Genomic DNA, 19,800 nt, shown 5'->3' on the forward strand with positions numbered 1-19,800 from the left:
CGCCGCGCCGCGCCCCACCGCGGCGCGGGCGGCCGTCGTGTGGGTGGGGGCGGGGGGGCACACCAGAGGGGCGGGCGGGGGCGGCCCCCGCCCCCCCCCCCCCCGCTCTACCCCCGTCCGCCCGGGGTGCACCCCACCGTCAGGACGGCACCGGTGCCACCGGCGGGGGCACCGAGGCCGCCGCCGCGCGGGCGGTCGCCGCCCGGGACGCCGCGACCCGGGTCAGGGCCTTGCGGTCGTACATCCGCAGGTCGGCCCGGTGCAGCAGGTCGGCGAAGACCACGCCGTCCTCGGGGCACACGCTCACCCCGATGCTGGCGCCGAGGGCGACCTCGGTGCCCCGCAGCGCCATCGGCCGGCGGATCGAGGCGGCCAGCTCGTCGGCGACCCGGGACGCCTCGGCCGCCGCCGTCTCCGGCCGCAGGTCCGGCAGGGCGACGAGGAACTCGTCCCCTCCGAGCCGGGCGAGCAGGTCGCGACGGCGCACGCGCTCGCGCAGCCGCCCGGCGACCACCTGCAGCAGCTCGTCGCCGGCGGCGTGGCCGAGGGCGTCGTTGACCGCCTTGAACCCGTCGAGGTCGACGAACAGCAGGCCGAGCGCGTCACCGCGGGCCCGCGCCTCCCAGATCGCGGCCTCGACCTGCTCCTCCAGGCGCCGCCGGTTGGGCAGGCCGGTCAGCGGGTCGGTGAAGGCCATCTCCTGGATGCGGGCCAGCGCGGCCTGCGTGCGGTCGCGCTCGCGGACCAGCGCCCGCTCGGCCTCCACCCGCGCGGTCACGTCGACCTGCACCCCGATGTACTGCACCACCGAGCCGTCGGAGTCGTGCACGGGCGCCAGGTGCAGCTCGTTCCACCACGGCGTGCGCTCCGGGCCGCGCAGGTTGAGCACCGTCTCCCGGCAGGGCTCGCCCGCCTCGACGGCCGCACGGATCCGCGCCACCGCGCCGGGGTCGGTGTCGGGGCTCTGCAGCAGCCGGCAGTTGCGGCCGAGGATCTCCTCCGGCGGCAGGCCGGCCAGCTCCCGGAACGCCGCGTTGGCGTAGACGATCGGCTGGTCGGGCAGCCGCATGTCGACGATGGTCACCCCGCTCGGCGTGGCCTCCAGCGCCCGGCGCAGCAGCACCTCGGCGTTCGTCGTCCCCACGGCCAGCCCGCCGGCCGGGCGGCTCACCGGGGCGGTGGGGACGGCGGCCTCCGCGGCCGGGTGCGCCGGCTCCGCGTCGGCCCGCGGCGCCACCCGCGACAGCAGCGACGACGCCGCCCGCGAGACCGTGTCCCGGTCGTAGGTGAGCGCGTACTCGAAGGTGCGCTCCGCGTCGGGGCCGTCGTCGCCGAGGTCGCGGGCGAGCAGCGCGGCGCTGAAGTGCGGCGACAGGACGGCGACGTCCCACTCGCCGCGGACCGGGTCGGCCGGGTCGAGGTGGGCGCCGCGCAGGCCGGGCAGCGGCTCGACGGGCAGGTCCTCGCCGAGGGCGCAGACGAAGCCGGTGCGGTCGACCAGGTCGCGGTAGCGCTGGGTGGTGGAGACGGTGAAGTGGCGCGCCTCCTGGAAGGTCGCGGCGACGACGCAGGTCTCGCCCAGGCGCATCGCCTCCCGCTCCAGCTGCTTGGACAGCTCGATGAGCAGCGCCTTGGGGGCGCGCCGAAGCGGCGTGCCGTCGGGCAGGCAGGCGAACGGCGACACCGCGCCGAGCGCGCCGGCGGGCAGGCCCGCGCCGGGCAGCACCAGCTCGCCGACGGTGAGGTCCGGTGCGGCGCCGGGGCCCGGGCGGCCGAACAGCCAGCCCTGCGCCAGCGTGGCGCCGAGCCCGCGGGCGGTGCGCAGGTGGCGCTCGTCCTCGATGCCCTCGGCCAGCACGACGGCGCCGCTGCGCTCGGCGTAGGCGTTGACCGCGTTCATGATCTCGGCGATCTGCGGGCCGGGACGCTCCTGCACCAGCCGCAGGTCGAGCTTGACGACGTCGGGGCGCAGCAGCGGCAGGAAGGCCAGCGACATGGACTCGGCGCCGACGTCGTCGACGGCGACCGACCAGCCCAGCTCCCGGACCCGCTCGACGGTGCGCAGCAGCTCGGCCGGCCGGGCGGCGATGGCCCGCTCGGTGATCTCCATGACGACGCGCAGCTGCCCGGGGGCGCTCTCGGCGATGGCCAGCAGGTCGGCCAGCGGCGCGGTGTCGAGGACCTCGGGCTCGACGTTGACGAACACCGTCAGCGGTGCGACCAGCCCGGCGTCGACCGCGCCGCGGAAGGCGGCGGCACGGCAGGCCTCGTCGAGCTCGGCGAGCCGGCCGGCGGCGCGGGCGGCGGCGAACAGCGCGTCGGGCCGCTGCAGCGGGCCGACCGGGCCCCGGGCCAGCGCCTCGTAGGCGACGACCCGGCCGGTGTCGATCTCGACGATGGGCTGGAAGACGCTGCGCACGCCCCGGATGGCGTCCTGGAGGACGGGGTCGTGCGCGATCGCGGGTCCGGGCGGCACCGGTGCCTCCTCGAGGTGGGTCACGGAGGAGTTCTCGGCAGCGACGGCGCCGGGCGCAGCCCAGCGGCCCGCCGGTCACCCCGAGGGGGCAGGTCAGGCCGGGAGCGCGATGAGCACGACCGCCGCGGTCGCGACCGCCAGGCCCGCCCGCTGGGCGCCGGCCAGCCGCTCCCGCAGCACCAGCTGCGCCAGCACGACCGTGCTCGCCGGGTAGAGCGAGGCGAGCACGCCGGTGATCGCCAGCTGGCCGCCGGCCTGCGTGGCGAGGAGGTACAGCGCGTTGGCAGCCATGTCACCCACGCCGGCGAGCAGCACGACCGGCAGCACGCGGCGCGGCACCCGCAGCGACCGGACCGTGCCCAGCGCCAGCGCGCCGACCAGCAGCACCGAGACCACGCGCGCCGCCGCCAGGGGAGTGAGCCCGGCGTCGTCGCCGGTGCGCTCGAGCAGCACGAAGAACAGGCCGAACCCCGCGCCGGCGGCCAGCGCCGGGCCGACGCTGCCCAGCCGGGCCGAGCGCAGCGAGGACAGCCCGCCCTCGGCCGACACCAGCACCACCGCGGCCAGGGCCAGCACGATGCCGACGGCGGCCGCGGCGCCCAGCCGCTCACCGAGCGCCAGCCCGGCGAGCACCGGGAGGGCGGCCGCCGACACCGCGGTCACCGGCGCCACGACGCTCATCACGCCGGTGGCCAGCGCCCGGTAGAACAGCAGCAGCCCGGCGCCCCCGGCGATGCCGGCCACCGCACCCCACACCAGGTCGGTGCCGGCGGGCTCCCCGCCGAGCCAGGGCAGCAGCAGCGCGACCAGGACCAGGCCGGCGGCCTGCGAGATCGCGACGACGGTGGCCGCGGCCGCCCGCCGGCTGGCGATGCCGCCGCAGAAGTCGGCCATCCCGTAGACGACGGCCGAGGCCAGCGCCAGCACCAGCGCCATCCGGTGCGCCTCCCGTGTCCGTGCTCGCTGTGTCCGTGCTCGCTGTGTCCGTGCTCGCTGTGTCCGTGCTCGCCGTGTCCGTGCTCGCCGTGCGCCGCCGATCCTGGCAGCCGCCCCGGACACCCCCTCCACCCACACCGAGATCGCCGATCTCGTGGCCGTGCGGCGCTGATGGCCACGAGACCGCCGATCTCGTCACGGGGCGGGACGGCCGGCCCGGGAACCCGGGGGCGGCCGGGCGGGGATGGCGGGCAGAATGGCCTCCCGTGTCCGGCGCCAACGACCCCTACGACCCCAAGCAGGTCGCGGCCCTCTCCGCCGAGGCCCTCGACGCCGCCGTCGCCGCGGCCCGCGAGGCCTTCGCGAAGGCCGCAGACCTCGACGCGCTGGCCGCCGTCCGCCCGGCCCACCTCGGTGACCGGGCGCCCGTGCCGCTGGCCCGCCGCGAGCTCGGTGCGCTGCCCCCGGCCGCCCGGGCCGACGCCGGCAAGCGGGTCAACGCGGCGCGGGTCGCCGTCACGGAGGCCTACGACACCCGCCGCACGGTGCTGGAGGCCGAGCGCGACGAGCGGGTGCTGGCCGAGGAGCGGGTCGACGTCACGCTGCCCTGGGACCGCACCCCGCGCGGCGCGCGGCACCCGATCACCACGCTGATGGAGCGGATCGCCGACGTGTTCGTCGGCATGGGCTACGAGGTGGCCGACGGCCCCGAGCTCGAGGCCGAGTGGCTGAACTTCGACGCGCTCAACATCCGCCCCGACCACCCGGCGCGCTCGATGATGGACACGCTGTTCGTCGCGCCCGAGGACGGCGGCCTGGTGCTGCGGACGCACACCAGCCCGGTGCAGGCGCGCACGCTGCTCTCGCGCCGGCCGCCGGTGTACGTCGTGGCGCCCGGGCGGGTCTACCGCACCGACGAGCTCGACGCGACGCACACCCCGGTGTTCCACCAGGTCGAGGGCCTGGCCGTCGACCGTGGGCTCACCATGGCGCACCTGCGCGGCACGCTCGACCACCTGGCCCGCTCGCTGTTCGGTCCGGAGGCGGTCACCCGCTGGCGGCCCTCGTACTTCCCGTTCACCGAGCCGTCGGCGGAGTTCGACGTGTGGTTCCCCGAGCACCGCGACGGCCCGCGCTGGGTCGAGTGGGGCGGCTGCGGGATGGTCAACCCACGGGTGCTCGTCGCCTGCGGCGTCGACCCGGAGGAGTTCAGCGGCTTCGCCTTCGGCGTCGGCATCGAGCGGGCGCTGCAGTTCCGTTCGGGCGTCGCGGACATGCGCGACATCGTCGAGGGCGACGTCCGGTTCACCACGGCGTTCGGAGTGGAGCAGTGAGGGTCCCCGTCGGCTGGCTGGCCGAGTACGTCGACGTCCCCGCCGGGACGACGGTCGAGGAGCTCGACGCCACCTTCGTCCGGCTGGGCCTGGAGGTCGAGGAGGTCCACCGCCCGGCCGAGGTCACCGGACCGCTGGTGGTCGGCCGGGTGCTGGAGATCGAGGAGCTCACCGGGTTCAAGAAGCCGATCCGGTACTGCCGGGTCGACGTCGGGGAGGCGGAGCCCCGGGGCGTCGTCTGCGGTGCCACGAACTTCGCCGTGGGCGACGCGGTCGTCGTCGCGCTGCCCGGCGCGGTGCTGCCCGGCGGGTTCGCGATCGCCGCGCGCACGACCTACGGCCACGTCTCCGACGGGATGATCTGCTCGGCGCGCGAGCTCGGCACCGGCGAGGACCACGCCGGGATCCTGGTGCTCGCCTCCGGCGGGGAGGGGCCCGAGCCGGGCGCCGACGCCCGCCCGGTGGTGGGCCTCGACGACGTCGTGGTCGAGCTGGCCGTCACCCCCGACCGCGGCTACTGCCTGGCCATGCGCGGCATCGCCCGCGAGGTGGGCACCGGGCTGGCCGTCGGCTGGCGCGACCCCGGCGCCGCCGCGGCCGCGGTGGAGGCGGCCGGCGAGCCGGCGTGGGAGGTCGCCGTCGCCGATGCCGACCGCTGCGACCGCTTCTCGATGCTGGCCGTGGAGGGGCTCGACCCCACCGCGCCGAGCCCGTGGTGGATGCGCCGCCGGCTGGCGCAGTCCGGCGTCCGGTCGATCTCGCTGGCCGTCGACGTCACCAACTACGTGATGCTCGAGCTCGGCCAGCCGATGCACGCCTTCGACCGCGACGCGGTCACCGGGCCGATCGTCGTCCGCCGGGCGCGGGAGGGCGAGCGGCTGACCACCCTCGACGGCGCCGACCGCGCGCTGTCGCCCGACGACCTGCTCATCACCGACGACACCGGCCCGATCGGGCTGGCCGCGGTCATGGGCGGGGCGTCCACCGAGATCGGCGACGGCACCCGCAACGTGCTGCTCGAGGCCGCCCACTGGGAGCCCACCGGCGTGGCCCGCACCGCCCGCCGGCACCGGCTGCCCAGCGAGGCCGCCAAGCGCTTCGAGCGCGGCGTCGACCCGGAGATGACCGTCGTCGCGCTGGCCCGCGCCGCGGCGCTGCTGGCCGAGTACGGCGGCGCCCGCGTCGTCGGCGGCCCGGTCGACGTCGACACCCGCGGCCCGCGCCCCGTCATCCTGCTGGACGCCGCGCAGCCCGGCCGGGTCGCCGGCGTGCCGTACACCGCGGCGGAGGTGGTCGAGCTGCTCGGCGCGGTCGGCTGCACGGTCGAGGCCGACGGCGACCGGCTCACCGTCACCCCGCCGTCGTGGCGCCCCGACCTCACCGACCCCGCCGACCTCGTCGAGGAGGTCGTCCGGCTGGCCGGCTACGACGACGTCCCCTCGGTGCTGCCCACCGCCCCGCCCGGGCGCGGGCTCACCGAGACCCAGCGCCGCCGCCGCAGCATCGGCCGGACGCTGGCCGAGGCCGGCTACGTCGAGGCGCCGGCCTACCCGTTCGTCGGGCTGGGCGTGCCCGACACCCTCGGCCTGCCCGACGACGACGAGCGCCGCCAGGTCGTGCTGGTGCGCAACCCGCTGTCGGAGGAGGAGCCGGCGCTGCGCACCACGCTGCTGCCCGGCCTGCTCGCCACGCTGGCCCGCAACCTCGCCCGCGGCCGGCGCGACGTCGCCCTGTTCGAGCACGGCGCGGTCTTCCCCGGCGGCGGCCGCACCCCGGCGCCGGTCCCCGGCGTCGACCGGCGGCCCGACGACGACACCCTCGCCGCGCTGCTGGGCGCCGTCCCCGACCAGCCCTGGCACGTGGCCGTCGCACTCACCGGCGCCCGCGAGCCCCGCGGCTGGTGGGGCCCGGGCCGCCCGGCCGGGTGGGCCGACGCGGTGCAGGCCGCCCGGCTGGTCGCCGAGGCCGCCGGCGTGCGGCTGTTCGTCCGCCCCGGCGAGCGCGCCCCCTGGCACCCCGGCCGCTGCGCCGAGCTCGTCGTCGGCGAGGGCGAGGACGCCCGCGTCGTCGGGTACGCCGGCGAGCTGCACCCGCGGGTGTGCGCGGCGCTGGACCTGCCGGCCCGCACCTGCGTCATGGAGCTCGACGTCGACGCGCTGCCCCCGGCGCCGGTGCCGGTGGGCCCGCCGATCTCGGCCTTCCCGCCGGTGTTCCTCGACCTCGCCTTCGTGGTGCCCGACGCGATCACCGCCGCGCACGTCGAGTCGCTGGTGCGCGGCGGGGCCGGCGAGCTGTTCGAGTCGGTGCGCCTGTTCGACGTCTACGCCGGCCCGCCGGTGCCGCCGGGGTCGCGCTCGCTGGCGTACTCGCTGGTGCTGCGCGCCCCCGACCGCACGCTGACCGCCGAGGACGTCGCCCGGGTGCGCGCGGGCGTCGTCGCGGTCGTGGAGCTGCAGGGGATCACCCTGCGCAGCGGTGACGCCTGACCTGAGCGGGCTCGTCGCGCTCGTCACCGGGGCGTCGGCGGGCATCGGCCGGCACCTCGCCGAGGGGTTGGCCGCCCGCGGCGCCGCCGTCGCCGGGCTGGCCCGCGGCGGCGGCCGGCTGCGGGCGGCGATGGACGACGTCGCCGCGGCCACCGGCGCGCGCACCCTCGCGCTGCCCGCCGACGTCACCGACCCCGCGGCCGTCGACGCCGCCGTCGCGCGGGTGACGGCGGAGCTCGGCCCGGTCGGGCTGCTGGTCAACAACGCCGGGCTGATCGACGCCGCCGAGGTGCCGCTCTGGCAGGCCGACCCCGACCAGTGGTGGTCGGTGGTGGAGAGCCAGGTGCGCGGTCCGTTCCTGCTCGCCCGCGCCGTGCTGCCCGGGATGCTCGCCGCCGGCGGCGGGCGGGTGATCGGGCTGTCCAGCGGGATCGCCACGCGGGCCAACCCGCTCTACAGCGCCTACTCGGCGGGCAAGACCGCGCAGGTCCGGCTCACCGAGTCCCTCGACCTGGCCGGCGCGGCGCACGGCGTGCGGGCGTTCGACGTGGCGCCCGGCGTGGTCGACACCGCGATGACCCGCGCCATGCCGATGCACGCCGGCCGCACCGAGTGGACCCGCCCGGAGGACGTCGTCGACCTCGTCGTCGCCATCGCCGCCGGCGAGCTCGACCAGTGGTCGGGGCGGTTCGTCCGTGTCGGCGTCGACTCCCTGGAGACCCTGCGCGCCACCACGCCCACCGGTGACGCGCGCCGGCTGCGGCTGGTCCCCTACGGCGAGGGCGACCCGCTCGGCTGACGCCCGCCCGGCCACCGGTCGGACTCCAGGACCGCCCGCGCGGCCGCGCGACCGATGGCGGTGCCGTCCTCGACGGAGAACCGGTAGTGGATCCCGGCCCAGATGCGCGCGTTCCCGACCTCCTCGATCAGCTGCTCGGCGGAGGTGAAGGTGGTCGGGTACTCGACGGGCGGTGTGCCCCTGACGCTGCTCACCGTCAGCGAGAACGGCGAGTCCCCCCGCAGCGCGTCGACCACCGTGGCGAGAGCGGTCGTCGCGCAGGCGTGGTTGCTCGGGTACTCGGGGAAGTTCGGTGCCGGGACGAGGGGGCTCCACGCGGGGTCGGGCACGGTGGCGGGGTTGCCGTCGGTGTCCGCCCGCCGGATGGCGCCGACCGGCCGCCAGAAGTTCCAGTGGAACTTGGCGTCGGCGCAGGCGATCAGCGCGTCGGTGCTCGCGGTGTTCACGAGGGCGAACAGCCGCGCCGTCTCCATCGCGTCCAGACGCTCCTGCACGCTGTAGCCGCGCAGGGCCCGCTGGCTCTGCACGGCCGGCTGGTCGGCCCAGAAGAGCGCCGCGGCGGTCTGTTCCGCTGTCCGCACCGTCGACGACGCCGAACCGACCGTCTTGACCTCCTCGTAGTCACGGGCCCAGCGGTCGCTGGTCAGCGCCGGAGGACCGGCCGGCCGCAGCTCCGACGGGGACCCGAGCACGAAGGGCTCCACCGTGCCGAGCCAGGAGGCCGCGGCAGCCGTCGTCGGTGGCTCTGTCGGGAGGGGCTCCCACACCCCGGGCCCGGGAGTGGGTAGGGGCAGCGCCGGCCCGTTCAGGCCGTCGTCCCGCCGGTCCTCGATCAGGGTCCGCGCGGCCTCCTCGCCGGCGGCGACACCCCGGTCCTCCGCCTTGCCGTCCCGGACGGCGGCCAGCTCGGCGGTGTACCGCTGGTCGAGCACCTCCTGCTGGCCGGGGAAGTAGGTGACCAGGACGCCATGGGCCGCCGCGGCGACCGCGGCCGGGACGGAGGCGCGGCGGGGGAGGCCCTGCACCGCGTCGTAGACGGCGCGGTGCACGTAGGCGAGGTAGAGGGGCCCGACCGGCCCAGGCGTCGGTGGTGTCGTCGACGTGATGGCGGTGACCGCGATCTCGTTCCACGTCCGGATGCTCGCGCCGTCCACCGGGGGCGAGGCTGCGGCGGGTGAGACGGACGCGAACGTGGCCGTCAGGACGGCCGCCGCGACGACGGTGGGCAGGGACCGGCGCATCGGGACTCCTCGGCCGTGGGCGGACCCGTCGAGTCCACTCGTCCGATGCCGCGCCCGTCAGTCCGGAAAACGGACTGCCGGGCACGCACCGCGCTCCCAGGTGCCCCGCAGGGCCCGCCGCGGGTGGAGGGTGTCCCGCATGGGTGGCTACGGTCAGTACTGCCCCCTGGCGCTCGGGGCCGAGGTCTTCGCCCAGCGGTGGACGCCGATCATCATCCGGAACCTGGCCCTGGGGTGCGTCCGCTTCGGCGACATCCTCGACGGTGCCCCCGGGCTCTCGCGCAGCGTCCTGGCCCAGCGGCTGCACACGCTGGAACGGGACGGCGTGGTCGAGCGGAGGCGGTCGGGACGCACCACGGAGTACACCCTGACCCGGATGGGGCGGGAGCTGGAGGACGTCTGCGCCGCACTGGGGAGGTGGGGGGCGCGGTGGCGCGAGGTGGCGCCGGGCGACCACGACCCCTACCTCGCCCTCTGGATCCTGGCCCGGCTGATCGACCCGGCCTCCCTGCCGCGGTCCCGCGTGGTCGTGCGGTTCGACGTCCGTCGGTCCCGCGCGCCGCACCACCTCTGGCTGCTGCTCGACCGGACGGGCAACGAGGTCTGCGTCGAGACGCCCGGCTTCACCGACGACGGCGTGGTCACCACCGACGCCGGCTCGCTCGTGGGCTGGTGCGCCGGCCGGCTCGGGTTCACCGCCGCCCTGGAGTCGGGCCGGATGGTGCTGGCCGGGCCGCCGTGGCTGGAGCGCGAACTGACCCGGTGGGGGAGGCTGAGTCCCTACGCCGGCGTGCGACCCGCGCAGTCCCCCCACCTCGTCTCCTGATGCGCGTCGTCCCGCGGGTGCGCGGGGTTCGACCGACGGAGCCGCCACCGCCTCCGCCCATCGGGACCCGGTGATGAAAGGTCATGCACGGGCATGTATGGTCATGCACCGTGACGAGTGTGCAGACGTGGACGGTCGGGGTCACCGGCGCCACCGGGTACGCCGGGGGAGAGGTGTGCCGGCTGCTGGCCGGGCACCCCAACCTGCGGCTGGCCGGGGTGCACGCCAACGCGAGCGCCGGCCGACGCCTGGGCGAGCTGCAGCCGCACCTGCTGCCCTTCGCCGACCTGGAGGTGCGGACCAGCGCACCCGCCGACCTCGCCGGCTACGACGTCGTCGTGCTCGCCCTGCCGCACGGGGAGTCCGCCGCCGTCGCCGCGCAGCTGCCCCCGGACACCCTGGTGATCGACTGCGGCGCCGACCACCGACTGAACGACCCCGCCGCCTGGACCCGCTGGTACGGCTCCGAGCACGCCGGCTCCTGGCCCTACGGCCTGCCCGAGCTGCCCGGCCGGCGCGCGGAGCTGGCCGGCGCGCGGCGGATCGCCGTGCCGGGCTGCTACCCGACCGCGGTCAGCCTGGCCCTCGCCCCCGCGCTGGCCGCCGGCCTGGCCGGACCCGACGTCGTCGTGGTGGCCGCGAGCGGCACGTCCGGCGCGGGCAAGGCCGCCAAGCCGCACCTGCTCGGCAGCGAGGTCATGGGCTCGGCCAGCGCCTACGGCGTCGGCGGGGTGCACCGGCACACCCCGGAGATGGTGCAGAACCTCTCCGCCGCGGCCGGCCGCGACGTCACCGTCAGCTTCACCCCGACGCTGGTGCCGATGAGCCGCGGCATCCTCGCCACCTGCACCGCGCCGCTGGCCGACGGCGCCGGCCCGGCGGTCGACACGGCCGCCGTCCGCGCCGCCTACGAGAAGGCCTACGGCGACGAGCCGTTCGTGCACCTGCTGCCCGAGGGGCAGTGGCCCACGACGGCGCAGGTGCTCGGCGCGAACACCGTCGTGCTGCAGGTCGCCGTCGACCCCGACGCGCACCGGCTGGTCGTCGTCGCCGCCGTCGACAACCTCGTCAAGGGCACCGCCGGCGCGGCCGTGCAGTGCGCCAACCTCGCCCTCGGCCTGCCCGAGACCACCGGCCTGCCGGTCGTGGGGGTGGCCCCGTGAGCGTCACCGCACCGGCCGGGTTCCGGGCGGCCGGCGTCGCCGCGGGCCTGAAGTCCAGCGGCGACCCCGACATCGCGCTGGTCGTCAACGACGGCCCGCAGGACGCCGCGGCCGCCGTCTTCACCACCAACCGCTTCCCCGCCGCGCCGGTGCTGTGGAGCCGCCAGGTGCTGCTCGACGGGCGGCTGCGGGCGGTGGTCCTCAACTCCGGGGGCGCCAACGCCTGCACCGGCACCGAGGGCTTCGGCGACACCCACGCCACCGCCGAGCACACCGCCACCGAGCTCGGCCTGGGTGCCATCGACGTCGCGGTCGCCTCGACCGGGCTCATCGGCGTCCGGCTGCCGATGGACCGGCTGCTGCCCGGCGTCACCGACGCGGCGAAGGCGCTGTCGGCCGACGGCGGGGCCGACGCCGCGCGGGCGATCATGACCACCGACAGCGTGCCCAAGACCACCGTGCAGACCCGGGACGGCTGGACCGTCGGCGGCATGGCCAAGGGCGCGGGCATGCTCGCGCCGAGCCTGGCCACGATGCTCGTCGTCCTCACCACCGACGCGGTGGTATCCGCCGACGTGCTCGGTCCGGCGCTGCGGCAGGCGACGGGCGTCAGCTTCGAGCGGGTCGACTCCGACGGCTGCCTGTCCACCAACGACACGGTGATCGTGCTGGCCAGCGGCGCCAGCGGGGTCACCCCGACCCCCGGGGAGGTGGCCGAGGCGCTCACCGCCGCCGCCACCGACCTGGCCATGCAGCTGCTCGCCGACGCCGAGGGCTCGACCAAGGACATCGCGATCACCGTGCGCAACGCCGCGAGCGTGCAGGACGCGCTCACCGCCGGCCGGGCTTGCGCGCGCAACAACCTGCTCAAGACGGCGCTGTTCGGCAACGACCCCAACTGGGGCCGGGTGCTGGCCGCGCTCGGCACCACCGACGCCGCCTTCGAGCCCGACCGGGTGGACGTCACCATCAACGGCGTCACCGTCTGCCGCGGCGGCGCCATCGGCGACCCCCGGGAGGGCGTCGACCTCACCGGCCGGGCGGTCACCGTCGACGTCGACCTGAAGGCCGGCACCGAGCAGGCCACGATCTGGACCAACGACCTGTCGATCGCCTACGTGCACGAGAACTCGGCGTACTCGACGTGAGCACCCACGAGGACCCCACCCCGCCCGACGTCCGGGTCGACGAGGCGCCCCCGCCGCCGCGGCGGCGCGTCGGCACCACCCGCCGCATGCGCCGGCACGACCCCGAGGGCGACGCCGCGAAGGTCGCCGTCCTCACCGGGGCGCTGCCGTGGCTCAAGGAGTTCCACGGCAACGTCGTGGTGATCAAGTACGGCGGGCACGCGATGGTCGACGAGGACTGCCGCCGGGCCTTCGCCGACGACATGGTCTTCCTGCGGACCTGCGGCATCCTGCCCGTCGTCGTCCACGGCGGCGGCCCGCAGATCAGCGGGATGCTCGGCCGGCTCGGCATCGACAGCGAGTTCCGCGGCGGCCTGCGGGTCACCACCGAGGAGACCGTCGACGTGGTCCGGATGGTGCTCACCGGCCAGGTCACCCCCGAGGTGGTCGGGCTGATCAACGGCCACGGCCCGCTGGCGGTCGGCCTGTCCGGGGAGGACGGCGGGCTGTTCACCGCCGAGCGCACCGTCGCCGTGGTCGACGGCGAGCCGGTCGACGTCGGCCTGGTCGGTGACGTCGTCGCCGTGGACCCGACGCCGGTCACCGCGCTGCTCGAGCGGGGCAAGATCCCGGTCGTGGCCACCGTCGCACCCGACCGCGACGGCGTGGTGCACAACGTCAACGCCGACACCGCCGCCGCCGCGCTGGCCGTGGCGCTGGGGGCGGTCAAGCTCGTCGTGCTCACCGACGTCGAGGGCCTCTACGCCGACTGGCCCGACCGCGACTCGCTGGTGCAGCAGATCGACGCCGCCGAGCTGGCCGAGATCCTCCCGACGCTGGACGCCGGGATGGTCCCGAAGATGGCCGCGTGCCTGCGGGCGGTCGAGGGCGGGGTCCGGCGGGCCACCGTCGTCGACGGGCGCACCCCGCACGCCCTGCTGCTGGAGATGTTCACCACCGAGGGCACCGGGACGATGGTCGTCCCGGCGCACACCCTCACCGGGGAGGAGCCGGCATGACCCGCACCGAGGAGCTGGCCGGCCGCTGGTCGGCGGTGATGATGGGCAACTACCGGACGCCGCCGGTCGCGCTCGCGCGCGGGCAGGGCGCCACCGTGTGGGACGTCGACGGCCGCGAGTACACCGACCTGCTCGGCGGCATCGCCACGACGATCCTCGGCCACGCCCACCCGCGCGTGGTCGAGGCGATCACGAGGCAGGCGCAGACCCTCGGGCACGTGTCCAACCTGGCGATGCACGAGCCCGGCGTCGCGCTGGCCGAGCGGCTGCTGGAGTTGGCCGGCCGGCCCGGGCGGGTGTTCTTCTGCAACTCCGGCGCCGAGGCCAACGAGGCCGCCTTCAAGATCAGCCGGCTCACCGGGCGGCCCGAGGTGGTCACCGCCGAGGGCGCCTTCCACGGCCGGACCATGGGCGCGCTGGCGCTCACCGGTCAGCCGTCCAAGGCCGCCGCCTTCGCCCCGCTGCCCGGCGGCGTCCGGTACGTCCCCTACGGCGACGCCGCCGCGCTGGCCGGCACGGTCGGCGACGCGACGGCGATGGTGCTGCTGGAGCCGGTGCTCGGCGAGGGCGGCGTGCTGCCCGCGCCCGCCGGTTACCTGGCCGCCGCCGCCGACACCGCCCGGGCCGCCGGCGCCCTGTTCGCCGTCGACGAGGTGCAGACCGGCACCGGCCGCACCGGGCACTGGTTCGCCCACCAGGCCGACGGGCTGCAGCCGGACCTCGTCACGCTGGCCAAGGCGCTCGGCGGCGGCCTGCCCCTCGGCGCCACCCTCGCCTTCGGCGACGCCGCCGACCTGATGACCGCCGGCTCGCACGGGTCCACCTTCGGCGGCAACCCGATCGCCGCCGCGGCCGCCCTCGCCGTCCTCGACACCATCCGCGACGAGGGCCTGCTCGAGCGCGCCAAGGAGCTCGAGCACCGGTTCACCGCCGGCGTCGAGGGCCTCGGGTCCGCCGCGGTGACCGGCGTCCGGGGGAGGGGTGCGCTGCTCGGCGTCGTCCTGGCCCGGGACGTCGCAGGGCCCCTGGAGGCCGCCCTGCGCGACGCCGGCTTCCTCACCAACGCCGTCGCTCCCGACGTGCTGCGGCTCGCGCCGTCCCTGGTGCTCACCGACGCCCAGGTCGACGCCTTCCTCGCCGCGCTGCCGGCCGCCCTCGACACCGCCCTGCAGGAGACCGACCAGTGACCCGGCACCTCACCCGCGACGACGACCTCACCCCCGACGAGCAGGCCGAGGTCCTCGCGCTGGCCGCCGAGCTCAAGCGGACCCGGCACACCGACGCCGCCCCCACCCCGCTGCGGGCCCCGAACGGGGTGCCGCGGGCCGTGGCGGTGGTGTTCGACAAGCCCTCGACCCGCACCCGGGTGTCGTTCTCCGTCGGCGTCGCCGAGCTCGGCGGCTACCCGCTCGTCGTCGACGCCGGCACCAGCCAGCTCGGCCGCGGCGAGCCGGTCGAGGACACCACCCGGGTGCTGGACCGCCAGGTCGCCGCCATCGTCTGGCGCACCTTCGGCCAGGACCGGCTGGAGACCATGGCCGCCACCAGCCGGGTGCCGGTGGTCAACGCGCTCACCGACGACTTCCACCCCTGCCAGGTCCTGGCCGACCTGCAGACGGTGGCCGAGGCCCACGGCACGCCCGCCGGGCGGACCCTGACCTACCTCGGGGACGGCGCCAACAACATGGCGCACTCCTACCTGCTCGGCGGCGCCACCGCCGGCATGCACGTGCGGATCGGCTCCCCGGAGGGCTACCAGCCCGCCCCCGACGTGCTCAAGCGGGCGGGGGAGATCGCCGCGGAGACCAGCGGGTCGGTGCGCTGGACCGCCGACCCGGCGGCCGCCGCCGACGGCGCCGACGTGCTGGCCACCGACACCTGGGTGTCCATGGGGCAGGAGGGCGAGCACGAGGCGCGGGTCGCGCCGTTCCTGCCCTACGCCGTCGACGAGGCGGCGCTGGCCCGCGCCGCCGCCGGCGCCGTCGTCCTGCACTGCCTGCCGGCCTACCGCGGCAAGGAGATCGCCGCCGACGTGATCGACGGGCCGCAGAGCGCCGTCTGGGACGAGGCGGAGAACCGGCTGCACGCGCAGAAGGCGCTGCTGACGTGGCTGCTGGAGCGCTCCGGGTGAGCGGTGCGCTGCCCCGGTCGGCCCGGCAGGCCCGCATCGCCGAGCTGATCGCCGCCCGCCCGGTCACCTCGCAGACCCAGCTCGCCGCGCTGCTGGCCGAGTCCGGCGTCGAGGTCACCCAGGCCACGCTCTCCCGCGACCTGGAGGAGCTCGGCGCGGTCAAGCTGCGCGGGTCCGACGGCGCCCCGGCGTCCTACGTGCTCCCGCCGGAGAACGCCCCGCTGCGCCCGGCGCAGGCCGCCCCGGCCCGGCTCACCCGGCTGCTGGCCGACCTGCTCACCGGCGCCGAGGGCAGCGCCAACCTCGCGGTGCTGCGCACCCCGCCCGGGGCCGCGCAGTTCCTCGCCTCGGCGCTGGACAAGGTGGGACTGCCCGACGTCCTGGGCACCATCGCCGGGGACGACACGCTGCTCGCCGTCTCCCGCACGCCCGACGGCGGGCCGGCGCTGGCCGAGCGGCTGCTCGCCCTGGCCGCCCGGACCCCGGCGGTCTACCCCGAGCTGCACACCGACCTCACCGACGAGGCACCGACCCCACGGACACCCGGAGGACGCACCCCGTGACCGACCCGACCGCCCCCGCCTCGCCCACCCGGCTGTGGGGCGGCCGCTTCGGCGGCGGCCCGTCGCCGGCGATGGCGGCGCTGTCGAAGTCCACCGACGTCGACTGGCGGCTGGCGCCCTACGACCTGGCCGGCTCGCGCGCCCACGCCCGGGTGCTGCACCGCGCCGGGCTGCTCGCCGACGACGAGCTCGAGCAGATGCTGCGCGCGCTCACCGAGCTCTCGGCGGAGGTGGCCGCGGGCACCTTCGCCCCGGTCGAGGCCGACGAGGACGTGCACGAGGCCCTCGAGCGCGGCCTGCTGGCCAAGCTCGGCCCGCTCGGCGGCAAGCTGCGCGCCGGCCGCTCCCGCAACGACCAGGTCGCCACCGACCTGCGGCTGTACCTGCGGCACAACGTCCGCGCGCTGGTCGGCGAGCTCTCCTCGCTGGAGTACGCGCTGCTGGGGCTCGCCGAGCGGTACCTCGACGTGCCGGCGCCCGGGATGACCCACCTGCAGCACGCCCAGCCGGTGCTCGTCGCCCACCAGCTGCTCGCCCACGCCCACGCGTTCGCCCGCGACGTCGACCGGCTGCAGGACTGGGACCGCCGCGCCGCGGTCAGCCCGCTCGGCTCCGGCGCGCTGGCCGGGTCGTCACTGCCGCTGGACCCCGACGCCGTCGCCGCCGAGCTCGGTTTCGACCGCGCCGCCGACAACTCGATCGACGCGGTCAGCGACCGCGACTTCGCCGCGGAGTTCTGCTTCGCCGCCGCGCTGATCGGCGTCCACCTGTCCCGGCTGGGGGAGGAGGTCGTGCTCTGGACGTCGACGGAGTTCGGCTGGGCGCGGCTCGACGACGCCTGGGCCACCGGGTCCTCGATCATGCCCCAGAAGAAGAACCCCGACGTCGCCGAGCTCGCGCGCGGCAAGTCCGGCCGCTTCGTCGGCAACCTCACCGGCCTGCTCACGATGCTCAAGGGCCTGCCGCTGGCCTACGACCGCGACCTGCAGGAGGACAAGGAGCCGGTCTTCGACTCCCTCGAGCAGCTGCTGCTCCTGCTGCCCGCGGTCACCGGGATGGTCGCCACGCTGACCCTGCGCCCGGAGGTGCTCGAGGCCGCCGCGCCGCAGGGGTTCGCCCTCGCCACCGACGTCGCCGAGTGGCTGGTGCGCGAGGGCGTCCCGTTCCGCTCGGCGCACGAGATCTCCGGCGCGGTGGTCTCCTTCTGCGAGGAGGCCGGCCTGGAGCTCGACCAGCTCGACGACGACCAGCTCGCCGGCATCGACGAGCGGCTCACCCCGCAGGTGCGGGCGGTGCTGTCGGTCCGCGGTGCGCTGGAGGCGCGCGACACCCGCGGGGGCACCGCCCCCCGCCAGGTCGCCGCACAGCTCGCCTCGCTCAAGGACGTCGCCGCCGCGCACGGCCGCTGGTCGGCCGGCTCGCCCGTGGCGGCCGCCCTCTGAGCGCTGCCGGCCGCCTGGTGACGGCCGACGAGCTGCTCGGGCCGGTCGACGTCGTCGCGCCGGCGCTGCTGGGCTGCCTGCTCGTCACCGACCGGCCCGAGGGCACCGTCGCGGTGCGGCTCACCGAGGTGGAGGCGTACTCGGGGGAGGGGGAGGACCCCGCCTCGCACGCCCACCGCGGGCCCACGCCGCGCGCGGCGATCATGTTCGGCCCGCCCGGCCGGCTCTACGTCTACTTCAGCTACGGCGTGCACTGGTGCGCCAACGTCGTCGTCGGGCCCGCCGGTCGCGGCTCGGCGGTGCTGCTGCGCGCCGGGGAGGTCGTGGCGGGGGAGCCGCTGGCCGCGACCCGCCGGCCCTCGGCGAAGGTGCCGCGCGACCTCGCCCGCGGCCCGGCCCGGCTGACGGCGTCCCTGGCCATCGGACCCGGCGACGGCGGCGCCGACGTCCTCGACCCGGCGTCCACCGTGCGGCTGCACGCCGGGGAACCGCCGTCCGCCGTCTCGACGGGACCGCGGGTCGGCATCAGCCGGGCGACCGAGCTGCCGTGGCGGTTCTGGGAGACCGGCGCGCCGTCGGTGAGCGTGTTCCGCCCGGGCGGGCCGCGCCGCCGTCGCGCCGCCGGGCAGGATGGGCACCCGTGACCGACGTCCTGTCCGAGCTGCACCGCCGTGGGCTGATCGCCCAGAGCACCGACGAGGAGGCGCTGCGGGCGCACCTCGTCGCGGGGCCGGTCAGCTACTACGCCGGCTTCGACCCGACCGCGCCCAGCCTGCACGTCGGCCACCTGCTGCAGTTCATGGTGCTGCGCGCGCTGCAGCGCGCCGGGCACCGACCGGTGGTGCTGGTGGGTGGGGCCACCGGCCTCATCGGGGACCCGCGGCCCTCGGCCGAGCGCCAGCTCAACGATCGGGAGACCGTCGCCGGCTGGGTGCAGCGCATCCGCGAGCAGGTCGCGCCCTTCCTCGAGGTCCCCGCCGAGACCGACGGCCTGGCCCGGCCGGTCTACGTCGACAACCTCGAGTGGACCGCGCCGGTGTCGGCCATCGACTTCCTGCGCGACCTCGGCAAGCACTTCCGGGTCAGCCAGATGCTGGCCAAGGAGGCGGTGTCCGCGCGGCTGAACTCCGAGGCCGGCATCAGCTACACCGAGTTCAGCTACCAGATCCTGCAGGCCAACGACTTCCGCGAGCTGCACCGGCGGCACGGGGTGACGCTGCAGACCGGGGGCTCGGACCAGTGGGGCAACCTCACCGCCGGGATCGACCTGGTGCGCCGCACCGAGGGCGCGCGGGTGCACGCGCTGTCGACGCCGCTGGTCACCAAGTCCGACGGCACCAAGTTCGGCAAGTCCGAGGGCGGCGCCGTCTGGCTCGACCCCTCGCTGACCTCGCCCTACACCTTCTTCCAGTTCTGGCTCAACGCCGACGACGCCGACGCCCGCGCCTGGCTGCCGCTGTACTCCGAGCGCCCGGCGGAGGAGGTCGAGGCGCTGGTGGCCGAGTCGGTGGAGCGCCCCGCCGCCCGCGCGCTGCAGCGCGCGCTGGCCGAGGAGCTGACCGCGCTGGTGCACGGGCCCGAGGAGCTGCGGCAGGCCGAGGCGGCCGGCCGCGCGCTGTTCGGCCGGGACGACCTCACGGCGCTGGGCGCCGACACGCTCGCGGCCGCCCTGCGCGAGGCCGGAAGCGTGACCGTCGACGGCGAGACCCCGACGGTCGCGCAGCTGCTGCAGCGCACCGGCCTCGTCGGGAGCCTCTCCGAGGCACGCCGCACGGTGAAGGAGGGCGGCGCCTACCTCAACAACGAGCGCGTGATCGACGCCGACGCGGTGCCGGGGGAGGAGGCCTGGCTGCCCGGCGGGTGGCTGGTCCTGCGCCGCGGGAAGCGGTCGGTCGCCGGCGTCCAGCGGGTCCCCGCGGACCGGTAGCCGGGGCGCTCGGGCGTGTGAACGCCAGGTGACACGCCGGTACCGGAACGGTGTCTGGCGTCACGGGTCACCGGTTTGACACGGTCACGACAGCCACGTAACTTTCTCTCTGCGCGCCGCACGGCCCGGGAGGGCCGGAGCGAGGGACCCGACAGGGAACACCTCCGGCGGGCGCAGGGTTGGACAACAAGCCTCCAGCAGAACCCGAGAGGGTCGAGTTGGTGTGCGTCCGCTCCTTGAGAACTCAACAGCGTGCCGAAAGTCAGTGCCAAGTAATACCCCGTTCCGGGCCTTTCGGGGTTCGGATGGGATTCCTTTGGTTGATGGATT

At 76.4% G+C, this 19,800-nt stretch carries 16 protein-coding genes; 13 read left to right on the top strand and 3 right to left on the bottom strand.

What is annotated here, in order from left to right; genetic code table 11:
- Nucleotides 1-139: 139 nt before the first annotated feature.
- Both ACI8AD_RS23460 and ACI8AD_RS23465 read right to left on the bottom strand, forming a co-directional pair.
- The gene (locus ACI8AD_RS23460; RefSeq protein WP_456872939.1) at nt 140-2,476 is read right to left on the bottom strand and encodes a diguanylate cyclase domain-containing protein; all 2,337 of its coding nucleotides are present in this window, start codon (nt 2,474-2,476) and stop codon (nt 140-142) included.
- Between the two features lie 93 nt (nt 2,477-2,569).
- A complete protein-coding gene (locus ACI8AD_RS23465; RefSeq protein ID WP_456872940.1) occupies nt 2,570-3,412 on the bottom strand; it encodes an EamA family transporter in 843 nt (280 codons plus the stop codon).
- Nucleotides 3,413-3,678: 266 nt separating this feature from the next.
- Here ACI8AD_RS23465 and ACI8AD_RS23470 point away from each other — a divergent pair, with 266 nt between their 5' ends.
- Genes ACI8AD_RS23470 through ACI8AD_RS23480 form a run of 3 tightly spaced genes read left to right on the top strand, consistent with a single transcriptional unit; the run spans nt 3,679 to nt 8,031 of the window.
- Nucleotides 3,679-4,746, top strand: coding sequence for a phenylalanine--tRNA ligase subunit alpha (locus tag ACI8AD_RS23470; protein ID WP_456872941.1), 1,068 nt, complete (start codon nt 3,679-3,681; stop codon nt 4,744-4,746).
- Nucleotides 4,743-7,232, top strand: coding sequence for a phenylalanine--tRNA ligase subunit beta (gene pheT / locus ACI8AD_RS23475; protein WP_456872942.1), 2,490 nt, complete (start codon nt 4,743-4,745; stop codon nt 7,230-7,232). Before ACI8AD_RS23470 ends, pheT begins: the two co-directional genes overlap by 4 nt.
- Complete coding sequence (locus tag ACI8AD_RS23480; protein ID WP_456872943.1) at nt 7,222-8,031, top strand: SDR family NAD(P)-dependent oxidoreductase; 810 nt, start codon at nt 7,222-7,224, stop codon at nt 8,029-8,031. The genes pheT and ACI8AD_RS23480 overlap by 11 nt, the downstream gene beginning before the upstream one ends.
- Here ACI8AD_RS23480 and ACI8AD_RS23485 read toward each other — a convergent pair.
- Complete coding sequence (locus ACI8AD_RS23485; protein ID WP_456872944.1) at nt 8,004-9,272, bottom strand: vanadium-dependent haloperoxidase; 1,269 nt, start codon at nt 9,270-9,272, stop codon at nt 8,004-8,006. The two genes, ACI8AD_RS23480 and ACI8AD_RS23485, sit on opposite strands and share 28 nt — an antisense overlap.
- Before the next feature lie 139 nt (nt 9,273-9,411).
- Here ACI8AD_RS23485 and ACI8AD_RS23490 point away from each other — a divergent pair, with 139 nt between their 5' ends.
- The 10 genes from ACI8AD_RS23490 (at nt 9,412) to tyrS (ending at nt 19,470) form a co-directional block, all read left to right on the top strand.
- Complete coding sequence (locus tag ACI8AD_RS23490) at nt 9,412-10,098, top strand: winged helix-turn-helix transcriptional regulator (protein WP_456872945.1); 687 nt, start codon at nt 9,412-9,414, stop codon at nt 10,096-10,098.
- 110 nt (nt 10,099-10,208) lie between these two features.
- The gene (gene argC / locus ACI8AD_RS23495; RefSeq protein ID WP_456872946.1) at nt 10,209-11,261 is read left to right on the top strand and encodes an N-acetyl-gamma-glutamyl-phosphate reductase; all 1,053 of its coding nucleotides are present in this window, start codon (nt 10,209-10,211) and stop codon (nt 11,259-11,261) included.
- Nucleotides 11,258-12,409 (top strand): bifunctional glutamate N-acetyltransferase/amino-acid acetyltransferase ArgJ, encoded by a 1,152-nt coding sequence (gene argJ, locus ACI8AD_RS23500; RefSeq protein ID WP_456872947.1) that lies wholly within the window; start codon nt 11,258-11,260, stop codon nt 12,407-12,409. The genes argC and argJ overlap by 4 nt, the downstream gene beginning before the upstream one ends.
- Nucleotides 12,406-13,407, top strand: coding sequence for an acetylglutamate kinase (gene argB / locus ACI8AD_RS23505; protein WP_456872948.1), 1,002 nt, complete (start codon nt 12,406-12,408; stop codon nt 13,405-13,407). The genes argJ and argB overlap by 4 nt, the downstream gene beginning before the upstream one ends.
- Complete coding sequence (locus ACI8AD_RS23510) at nt 13,404-14,594, top strand: acetylornithine transaminase (protein WP_456872949.1); 1,191 nt, start codon at nt 13,404-13,406, stop codon at nt 14,592-14,594. Before argB ends, ACI8AD_RS23510 begins: the two co-directional genes overlap by 4 nt.
- Complete coding sequence (argF, locus tag ACI8AD_RS23515; RefSeq protein WP_456872950.1) at nt 14,591-15,538, top strand: ornithine carbamoyltransferase; 948 nt, start codon at nt 14,591-14,593, stop codon at nt 15,536-15,538. The genes ACI8AD_RS23510 and argF overlap by 4 nt, the downstream gene beginning before the upstream one ends.
- Complete coding sequence (locus tag ACI8AD_RS23520) at nt 15,535-16,101, top strand: arginine repressor (protein WP_456872951.1); 567 nt, start codon at nt 15,535-15,537, stop codon at nt 16,099-16,101. The genes argF and ACI8AD_RS23520 overlap by 4 nt, the downstream gene beginning before the upstream one ends.
- Nucleotides 16,098-17,543 (top strand): argininosuccinate lyase, encoded by a 1,446-nt coding sequence (argH, locus tag ACI8AD_RS23525; RefSeq protein ID WP_456872952.1) that lies wholly within the window; start codon nt 16,098-16,100, stop codon nt 17,541-17,543. Before ACI8AD_RS23520 ends, argH begins: the two co-directional genes overlap by 4 nt.
- A 17-nt stretch (nt 17,544-17,560) precedes the next feature.
- Nucleotides 17,561-18,187, top strand: a complete 627-nt coding sequence (locus ACI8AD_RS23530; RefSeq protein WP_456872953.1) for a DNA-3-methyladenine glycosylase — start codon at nt 17,561-17,563, stop codon at nt 18,185-18,187.
- Nucleotides 18,184-19,470: a tyrosine--tRNA ligase gene (gene tyrS, locus ACI8AD_RS23535; protein ID WP_456872954.1), complete on the top strand. Its 1,287-nt coding sequence runs from the start codon at nt 18,184-18,186 to the stop codon at nt 19,468-19,470. Before ACI8AD_RS23530 ends, tyrS begins: the two co-directional genes overlap by 4 nt.
- Nucleotides 19,471-19,800: the final 330 nt, after the last annotated feature.

It is taken from the genome of Geodermatophilus sp. SYSU D00766, assembly GCF_054049915.1.

Bases quoted from the DNA above. Each gene is read 5' to 3' on its own strand.
- ACI8AD_RS23465 (WP_456872940.1), bottom strand. From the start codon at position 3,412: ATGGCGCTGGTGCTGGCGCTGGCCTCGGCCGTCGTCTACGGGATGGCC.
- ACI8AD_RS23485 (WP_456872944.1), bottom strand. From the start codon at position 9,272: ATGCGCCGGTCCCTGCCCACCGTCGTCGCGGCGGCCGTCCTGACGGCC.
- ACI8AD_RS23490 (WP_456872945.1), top strand. From the start codon at position 9,412: ATGGGTGGCTACGGTCAGTACTGCCCCCTGGCGCTCGGGGCCGAGGTC.
- ACI8AD_RS23510 (WP_456872949.1), top strand. From the start codon at position 13,404: ATGACCCGCACCGAGGAGCTGGCCGGCCGCTGGTCGGCGGTGATGATG.